We start from the raw sequence: 9,104 nt of genomic DNA on the forward strand, positions 1-9,104 counted from the left end.
AAACGCAGTGGGAGACCAGAAGGTTCCCCGATTACCGCCCTCCCACACGTCATCGGCCACAGTGAGTCAGCAACCGACCATTATTCGCCCAGCAGTCGATCACTTACCGCGCATCCACTGCTCCATCACCGACAGCAGATGGTCAGGATCAACCGGCTTGGTGACGTAGTCCGAAGCACCGGACTCGATCGCCTTCTCCCGGTCGCCCTTCATGGCCTTCGCGGTCAGCGCGATGATGGGCAGCCCGGCGAACTGCGGCATCCTGCGGATCGCCGTGGTCGTCGCATAGCCGTCCATCTCCGGCATCATGATGTCCATCAGTACGACCGTCACATCGTCGTGCTGTTCCAGGACTTCGATGCCCTCCCGGCCGTTCTCCGCGTACAGCACCGAGAGACCGTGCTGCTCCAGCACGCTGGTGAGCGCGAAGACGTTGCGGATGTCGTCGTCGACGATCAGCACCTTCTCACCGTGGAAGTCGAAGGTGCGCGGCGCCGCCGCCTCCTCCTGCTCGGCCGCCCACGCCTCCTGCGCGGTGGCCTGGCCGCCGTTGGGCTGCCCGGGCAGCACAGGCCGCTGCCGCGTCGGGCTCACGGCCTTACGGCGCCTGCGGAACAGCGCCGCGGGGCCGTGGTGGGGCTCGGCGTACGCGGGCGCCCCCGCCTGGCCGGCCGCTTCCCCGGCCGTGTCACCGGCAACCCCGCCTCCGGCCGCGCCCCGGCCCAGGTCGATACCGCCCGGGGCGAGCTGCGGGTAGCCCTGCGGCGGCAGTTCACTCGGGTGCAGGGGCAGGTACAGCGTGAAGGTGGAGCCGCGGCCGGGCTCACTGGCCGCGTGGATCTCGCCGCCCAGCAGCCGGGCGATCTCCCGGCTGATGGACAGGCCCAGCCCCGTACCGCCGTACTTCCTGCTCGTCGTCCCGTCCGCCTGCTTGAACGCCTCGAAGATGACCCGCATCTTGCTCGCCGCGATCCCGATGCCGGTGTCAGTGACCGAGAAGGCGATCAGGTCGGCGTCCGCGTCCTGCAGCGAACCGGCTTCGAGCAGCTGCTCGCGGATCGCATGCGGCACATCGGCACTGGCCGGCCGGATGACCAGCTCCACAGCCCCGGTGTCGGTGAACTTCACCGCGTTGGACAGGAGGTTGCGCAGCACCTGCAGCAGCCGCTGCTCGTCGGTGTGCAGCGTCGCGGGCAGCTCCGGCGACACCCGTACGGAGAAGTCCAGCCCCTTCTCCGCGGTGAGCGGCCGGAAGGTGGCCTCCACATAGTCGACGAGCTGGACCAGCGCGATCCGGGTCGGGCTGACGTCCATCTTGCCCGCCTCGACCTTCGACAGGTCGAGGATGTCGTTGATCAGCTGGAGCAGGTCGGAGCCGGCACCGTGGATCGTCTCGGCGAACTCCACCTGCTTCGGCGACAGGTTGCCCTCGGCGTTGTCGGCGAGCAGCTTGGCGAGGATCAGCAGCGAGTTGAGCGGCGTGCGCAGCTCGTGCGACATGTTCGCCAGGAACTCACTCTTGTACCGCATGGAGACCGCCAGCTGCTCGGCACGCTCCTCGAGCACCTGCCGGGCCTCTTCGATCTCGGTGTTCTTCACCTCGATGTCGCGGTTCTGCTGGGCCAGCAGCTCGGCCTTCTCCTCCAGTTCGGCATTGGACTCCTGAAGGGCCTTCTGCCGGTTCTCCAGCTCCGCCGAGCGCTCGCGCAACTGCTCGGTCAGCTCCTGCGACTGCTTCAGCAGCACCTCGGTCTTGGTGTTGACGCTGATCGTGTTGACGCTCGTCGCGATCATCTCGGCGATCTGGCTGAGGAAGTCCTTCTGGATCTGTGTGAAGGGCTGGAAGGAGGCCAGCTCGATCACGCCGAGGATCTTCCCCTCGAACAGCACGGGCAGCACGATCACATGGGCCGGCGGCGCCTCGCCCAGACCCGAGGAGATCTTCAGATAGCCCGGCGGTGTGTTCTCCACCAGGATCGTCCGCTTCTCCTCGGCGACCATGCCGATGAGGCCCTCGCCGGGCCGGAAGGACGTCGGCATCGCACCGCCCGCGTACGCGTAACTGCCGCGCATCCGCAGTTCGTACGAGACCTCCTTCGCGCCCTCGGCACCGATCTCCTGGCCGGTGCCGGTCGGCATCGCGAGGAAGAACGCGCCGTGCTGCGCCGAGACGACCGGGGTCAGCTCGCTCATGATCAGCGAGGCCACGTCGTCCAGGTCTCGACGGCCCTGCATCAGGCCCGAGATACGGGCCAGGTTGCCCTTGAGCCAGTCCTGTTCCTTGTTCGCGAGGGTGGTGTCACGCAGGTTGGCGATCATCGTGTTGATGTTGTCCTGCAGCACCTGGATCTCGCCGGCCGCATCCACGTCGATCTTGAGGTTGAGATCGCCGCGGGTCACCGCGGTGGCGACCGCCGCGATCGCGCGCACCTGACGGGTCAGGTTCCCGGCCATCTCGTTCACGGACTCGGTCAGATCGCGCCAGGTGCCGTCCACGTCCCGCACCCGGGCCTGTCCGCCGAGGATGCCCTCGGTACCCACCTCGCGGGCCACCCGAGTCACCTGGTCGGCGAACGACGACAGCTGGTCGACCATCGTGTTGATGGTCGTCTTCAGCTCCAGGATCTCGCCCCGCGCGTCGATGTCGATCTTCTTGGTGAGATCGCCCTTGGCGATGGCGGTGGTGACCATGGCGATCTGGCGCACCTGGCCGGTCAGGTTGGACGCCATCGAGTTCACCGACTCGGTGAGGTCCTTCCACGTACCGGAGACGCCGGGAACGTGTGCCTGGCCGCCGAGTTCGCCCTCCGTGCCCACCTCGCGGGCGACGCGGGTCACCTCGTCCGCGAACGACGACAGGGTCGTCACCATGGTGTTGACGGTGTCGGCGAGCTGCGCGACCTCGCCGCGCGCCTCGACCGTCACCTTCTTGGTCAGATCGCCGTTGGCGACCGCGGCCGAGACCTGCGAGATGTTCCGCACCTGGGACGTCAGGTTGTTGGCCATCAGGTTGACGTTGTCGCTCAGGTCCTTCCAGATACCGGTGACACCGCGCACCCGGGCCTGGCCGCCGAGAATGCCTTCCGTTCCCACCTCGCGCGCGACCCGCGTGACCTGCTCGGCGAACGACGACAGCTGGTCGACCATCGTGTTGACGGTCGTCACCAGTTCCAGGATCTCGCCCTTGGCGTCAACGGTGATCTTCTTCGACAGATCGCCCTTGGCGACCGCGGTCGTCACCTCGGCGATGTTGCGCACCTGCGAAGTCAGGTTGTTCGCCATGAAGTTGACGGACTGGGTGAGGTCCTTCCAGGTGCCGGAGACACCCTGCACCTCGGCCTGGCCGCCGAGGATGCCCTCGGTGCCCACCTCGCGGGCGACCCTCGTCACCTGCTCCGCGAAGTTCGACAGCTGGTCGACCATCGTGTTGAGGGTGTTCTTCAGCTCGAGGATCTCGCCGCGCGCGTCCACGTCGATCTTCTGCGACAGGTCACCGCGGGCCACCGCGGTGGCGACCTGGGCGATGTTGCGTACCTGTGCGGTGAGGTTGCCGGCCATGCCGTTCACCGAGTCGGTCAGATCGCGCCACACTCCGGCCACGCCGGGCACCTGCGCCTGGCCGCCGAGCCGCCCGTCCGTACCCACCTCGCGGGCCACCCTGGTGACCTGCTCCGCGAAGGCGGAGAGCTGGTCGACCATGGTGTTGATGGTGTTCTTCAGCTCGAGGATCTCGCCGCGCGCGTCCACGTCGATCTTCTGCGACAGGTCGCCGCGGGCCACCGCGGTGGTCACCTGCGCGATCTGGCGTACCTGCGAAGTCAGGTTCCCCGCCATGAAGTTGACGGAGTCGGTGAGTTCCTTCCAGGTGCCGGACACGCCGTCGACGCGGGCCTGGCCGCCCAGTCGGCCCTCCGTACCCACGTCCCGTGCCATCCGCGTGACCTGGTCGGCGAACGACGACAGCTGGTCCACCATCGTGTTCACGGTGTTCTTCAGCTGGAGCATCTCGCCGGACACGTCGACGGTGACCTTCTGCGACAGGTCGCCGTTCGCGACCGCCGTCGTCACCTGCGCGATGTTCCGTACCTGCCCGGTGAGGTTACGGAAGGCGGTGTTCACCGAATCGGTGAGGTCCTTCCACGTCCCGGCCGCACCGGGCACCTGCGCCTGGCCACCGAGTTCGCCCTCGACGCCGACCTCGCGCGCCACGCGGGTGACCTCGGAGCCGAAGGACTGCAGCTGGTCGACCATCGTGTTGACGGTGTTCTTCAGCTCCAGCATCTCGCCCGCAACGTCGACGGTGACCTTCTGCGACAGGTCGCCGTTCGCGACCGCCGTCGTCACCTGCGCGATGTCCCGCACCTGGGTGGTGAGGTTGCGGAAAACGGTGTTCACCGAATCGGTGAGGTCCTTCCACGTTCCCGCCGCACCCGGTACCTGCGCCTGCCCCCCCAGCAGCCCCTCGGCGCCGACCTCGCTCGCGACCCGGGTCACCTCGTCCGCGAAGGTGCGCAGCGTCTCCGTCATCTGGTTGATCGTTTCGGCGAGTTGGGCGACCTCGCCGCGTGCGCTCACCGTGACCTTCTGTGACAGGTCGCCGTTCGCCACGGCGGTGGTGACCTGCGCGATCCCCCGTACCTGTGCGGTCAGGTTGCCCGCCATCAGGTTGACGGAGTCCGTGAGGTCCTTCCATACGCCGGCGACCTCGGGCACCTGCGCCTGGCCGCCGAGTTCGCCCTCCGTACCCACCTCGCGCGCGACGCGGGTCACCTCGGAGGAGAACGAGGAGAGCTGGTCCACCATCGTGTTGACGGTGTTCTTCAGCTGCAACATCTCGCCGGCCACGTGAACCGTGACTTTCCGGGACAGATCGCCCTTGGCGACCGCCGTCGTCACGAGAGCAATATCACGCACCTGAGCCGTGAGCCGGTACGCCATGGTGTTGACGGAATCTGTCAGATCCTTCCAGGAACCGGACATTCCGCGCACCTGCGCCTGGCCGCCGAGCTTGCCCTCGGTGCCCACCTCGAGTGCGACCCGCGTCACCTCGTCGGTGAACGCCGACAACTGGTCCACCAGGTTGTTGACCGTACGCCCGACCTTGAGGAACTCCCCGCGCAGCGGATGCCCCACGCCGTCCGTCCCCTGCGTCTGCGTCCGCAGGTCCATCCGCTGGTCGAGATCGCCCTCCGCGACCGCGGACAGCACCCTGCCGACCTCGGACACCGGCCTGGCCAGATCGTCCACCAGGGCATTCGAAGCGTCGATGGCGGCCGCCCAGGAGCCCTCACAGGCGCCCGTCTCCAGCCGCTCGCTGAGCTTGCCCTCCCGCCCGACCATCCGCCGGACCCGGGCCATCTCACCGGTCAGGTGCAGATTGCGGTCGGCGACCTCGTTGAAGACGGCGGCGACCTCCGACATCACGCCGTCGCCCGAGACCGTGAGCCGCTTCCTGAAGTTCCCGTCCCGCATGGACACCAGGGCGGCCAGCAGCCGGTTCAGGGCCGCCGTATCCACTTCCGTCGTCCCATTGCTCCGGGACCGTCCGCCTTTCGCGCGCGTGTTCGTCCCTCGCGCCGTCACGCCAGACTCCACCGTGTCCCTCCCGCAGGGGTCGACCTCTACCCGGGCTGTCTCCGCAAGCCTGCCCAGTCTTGCGGGCTCAGTCTTCCACTTTGGCTCACGGTCCCGGCCAACAGTTGGCACGTGACCACGCGAGCGTCAAATCGTTGGAACCTACAAGAGCGTCGGCCCTGTCCTTCTCACCGGGCACAGGACCCACCAGGAATCCCCGGCGGCTCCCCTTCACCGGACGGCCTCAGCGGACGCCCCTCATAGACCGCCGGACCGTATCAGCTCCAGCGAGTCAGGACTCCGTGCCACGGGGCCGGGGCCGACCGTCTAGCCTGGCAAGCGAATCGAAGCCGCAAGAAACGGGCACAGAACTCGGGGGAGCGACGAGACACCAATGGGGAGTGCTGTGATCACCGCACGGGCGGCCGCCAACTTTGAACCCGTAGGCCGTTCCGTCGCGACCGCCCGCGCCTTCGTCCGGGACACCCTCCAGGGCTGGGGCTTCGCCGACGTCGTCGACGACGCCGTCGTCCTCACCAGCGAGCTCGTCACCAACGCCGTAGTGCACGCGGGCACCAACGCCGACGTTCTCTGCCTGCGTACGGAGGACGGGGTACGCGTCGAAGTCGCCGACCGGTACCCGGAACGCGAGATCCCGCTCCACAACCCGGCCCACCCGTTCGGCAGCCCCGACCAGGAGGGCGGCCGCGGACTGCTCCTCTGCGCCGCCATGGCCACCCGCTGGGGCGTGGAATACGCCCCGACACACAAGCAGGTCTGGTTCCAACTCGACCTCCCCGACCGCCCGGTGGGCGCCCGCTCCGCCGGCCCCGCGCTTCCCGTCGGCATGCTGCCCGTCGCCGACTCGCGCGTGCGCGTCGCCGTCGTCCAGATCGACCGCGGCGGTGCGATCGCCGTATGGAACGAGGACGCGCAGCACCTCTTCGGCTACCCCGGCGAGCAGGTCACCGGCAAGCCGCTCACCGACTTCGCGGCGTGGCCGCACACCCCCGGCACCGGCACCGGCATCGTCGAGGCCCTCCAACTCTCCCGCTGGGAAGGCAGTTACGGAATCCGCGGCGCCGACGGCCGCGTCATCCCCGTGTACGCCTCCCACCTCCGCGTCCGCGACACCGACGGTGAACCGTCCACCGTCTGCCTTCTCGTACGCGACGACGAGCGCGCCGTCCTCCAGACACCGACCCGCGCCCCGTCCACCGACTCCGGCCACGACGGCCGCGCCGCCGACCCGTTCGAGGTCTTCATCGGCTCCCCCGCACCCGACGACCTCGACGGCCTGCTCCAGCGCACCGTCGAGCGGGCCCGCGACATGCTCGACGCGGACTCCGCCTTCCTCCTGCTGGCAACTGACGACGAGACAGAACTCGAAGTACGGGCCACGACCGGACTCCCGTCCGCCCGGCAGCGTTTCGCCCGCGTGCCCGTCGAAGCGGGCTCGGGACGCTACGGCTCGGCCCGCATGCCCGCGGTCCACGAGGACCTGGCGGCCGTCCCGGGCGCCGTCCCGCTGCTGAACGGCACCGGAATGCGCTCGGTCGTCACCGTTCCGCTCAAGGTCGAGGGCCGACTCACCGGATCGCTCGGCGTCGCCGCCGAAGGCGCCGGCCGGTACTCCAACGAAGAGGCCCTGCGCCTGCAGTTCGCCGCCGACCGCATCGCGCTGGCCGTCGAGTCCGCGCGCCTCGGCGAGCTCGAACGCCTCCGCAGAGGCTCCCTCTCGTTCCTCGTCGAGGCCTCCGACCTGCTGGCCGGCACCCTGGACCGGGACCAGACGCTCGCGCTCATGGCCCAGATGACAGTGCCGACGCTCGCCACCTGGTGCGCCGTCTATACCATCGCCGACCAGTCCTCCGATCCGTACCTCTCCTACGTCCTGCACGAGGACGAGGAGCGCATCGACGGCCTGAAGGCCCTGCTGGCCAAAATCAGCCCGCCCGATCCGGTACCCGCCCCTGGCGCCGTGCTCTGGACCGCTCCGGCCGAGGCCGCCCATCAGGCGGCCCTTCGTACGTCCATGCGGAGCCTGGGCCTCGGCAACGCGCCGCACCTCAGCTCCGGCATCGGCACCACACTCGCCACGGCCGCCGCGGTGGGCGGCGAGACCGTGGTACTTCCGCTGGTCGCCCGCAACCGCGTCATCGGCATGCTGACCCTCGGCAAACCGTCGGACGAGCACTTCCGCCAGGAGATCCTGGAACTCGCAGAGGACTTGTCCCGCCGGGCGGCCCTCGCCCTCGACAACGCCCGCCTGTACTCCGAGCGCACGGCCATCAGCCAGTCCCTGCAGCGCAGTCTGCTGCCGCCGGGCCTGCCAGATGTCCCCGGCGTCGAGGTCGAAGTCATCTACCGCGCGGCCGGCGAGGGCAACGAGGTCGGCGGCGACTTCTACGACCTCTTCCCGATCCGCGACGGCGCGTACGGCTTCGCCATCGGCGACGTCTGCGGCACGGGCCCCGAGGCCGCCGCCGTCACAGGCCTCGCCCGGCACGCGCTCCGCCTCCTCGCCCGCGAGGGCTTCGGCGGCCCAGCGGTCCTGGAGCGGCTGAACGCGGCCATCCTCGACGAGGGCGCCCGCAGCCGCTTCCTGACCCTTCTGTACGGCGAGTTGTGGCCGCAGGAGGACGGCAGCGCCGTCCTGAAGGTGGTCTGCGCGGGGCATCCGCTCCCGCTCCGCCTGCGCCAGGACGGCTCGGTGGAGGCGGCCGCGGAGCCACAGCCGCTGCTCGGGGTGATGGAGGACCTCGAACTGTACGAACAGACGGTCACCCTCGATCCGGGCGACGTCCTCCTGTGCGTGACCGACGGCGTCACGGAACGCCGCGAGGGCACGCGCATGTTGGGCGACGACGGCCTGGCCGATGTGCTGACCTCCTGCACCGGGCTCACGGCAGGAGCGGTCGCCTCGCGCGTCCTGCGAGCCGTGGAGCGCTTCGCCGCCGAGCCGGCCTCGGACGACATGGCGATCCTCGCGATGCGTGTCCCGGAGCCACACAAGGACTGAACATGAAGAAGGCCCCCGCCTCAAGGCGGGGGCCTTCTTCATGTGTGGAGCCCCAATACGGAATCGAACCGTAGACCTTCTCCTTACCATGGAGACGCTCTACCGACTGAGCTATTGGGGCGCAGCAACGAGATAGAGCATACCCCAAGTTGAGGGCACTCTGTCACCCTCCTTGGCCCCTCCTCGACAGCCGGCCCAGGAATCCGGAACGCAGAAATGCCTCAACCCCCGAGCAGATGGTCGGGGGTTGAGGCCAATGATTGTTCGGCGGCGTCCTACTCTCCCACAGGGTCCCCCCTGCAGTACCATCGGCGCTGAAAGGCTTAGCTTCCGGGTTCGGAATGTAACCGGGCGTTTCCCTAACGCAATGACCACCGAAACACTATGAAGTTGACCAACCCGGCGAGGACACAGGTCGTTACTTCAGAACTACACAGTGGACGCGAGCAACTGAGGACAAGCCCTCGGCCTATTAGTACCAGTCAGCTCCACCCGTTACCGGGCTTCC

At 68.4% G+C, this 9,104-nt stretch carries 2 protein-coding genes, 1 tRNA gene and 1 rRNA gene; 1 reads left to right on the forward strand and 3 read right to left on the reverse strand.

Annotated features, from left to right (window positions below; genetic code table 11):
- Window positions 1-99: 99 nt before the first annotated feature.
- Window positions 100-5,595: a HAMP domain-containing protein gene (locus NLX86_RS11030; RefSeq protein ID WP_254371451.1), complete on the reverse strand. Its 5,496-nt coding sequence runs from the start codon at window positions 5,593-5,595 to the stop codon at window positions 100-102.
- Window positions 5,596-5,980: 385 nt separating this feature from the next.
- Between NLX86_RS11030 and NLX86_RS11035 the strand changes: the two genes are divergently transcribed.
- Window positions 5,981-8,596 carry a SpoIIE family protein phosphatase gene (locus tag NLX86_RS11035; RefSeq protein ID WP_254371452.1) on the forward strand — a complete coding sequence of 872 codons (2,616 nt, stop codon included), beginning with the start codon at window positions 5,981-5,983 and terminating at the stop codon, window positions 8,594-8,596.
- A gap of 45 nt (window positions 8,597-8,641) precedes the next feature.
- Here NLX86_RS11035 and NLX86_RS11040 read toward each other — a convergent pair.
- A tRNA-Thr gene (locus NLX86_RS11040) sits at window positions 8,642-8,717 on the reverse strand.
- Window positions 8,718-8,858: 141 nt separating this feature from the next.
- Window positions 8,859-8,975: ribosomal RNA gene (gene rrf, locus NLX86_RS11045) — 5S ribosomal RNA — on the reverse strand.
- Between the last annotated feature and the right edge of the window lie 129 nt (window positions 8,976-9,104).

The organism is Streptomyces sp. A3M-1-3, assembly GCF_024213665.1.
Classification (GTDB): domain Bacteria; phylum Actinomycetota; class Actinomycetes; order Streptomycetales; family Streptomycetaceae; genus Streptomyces.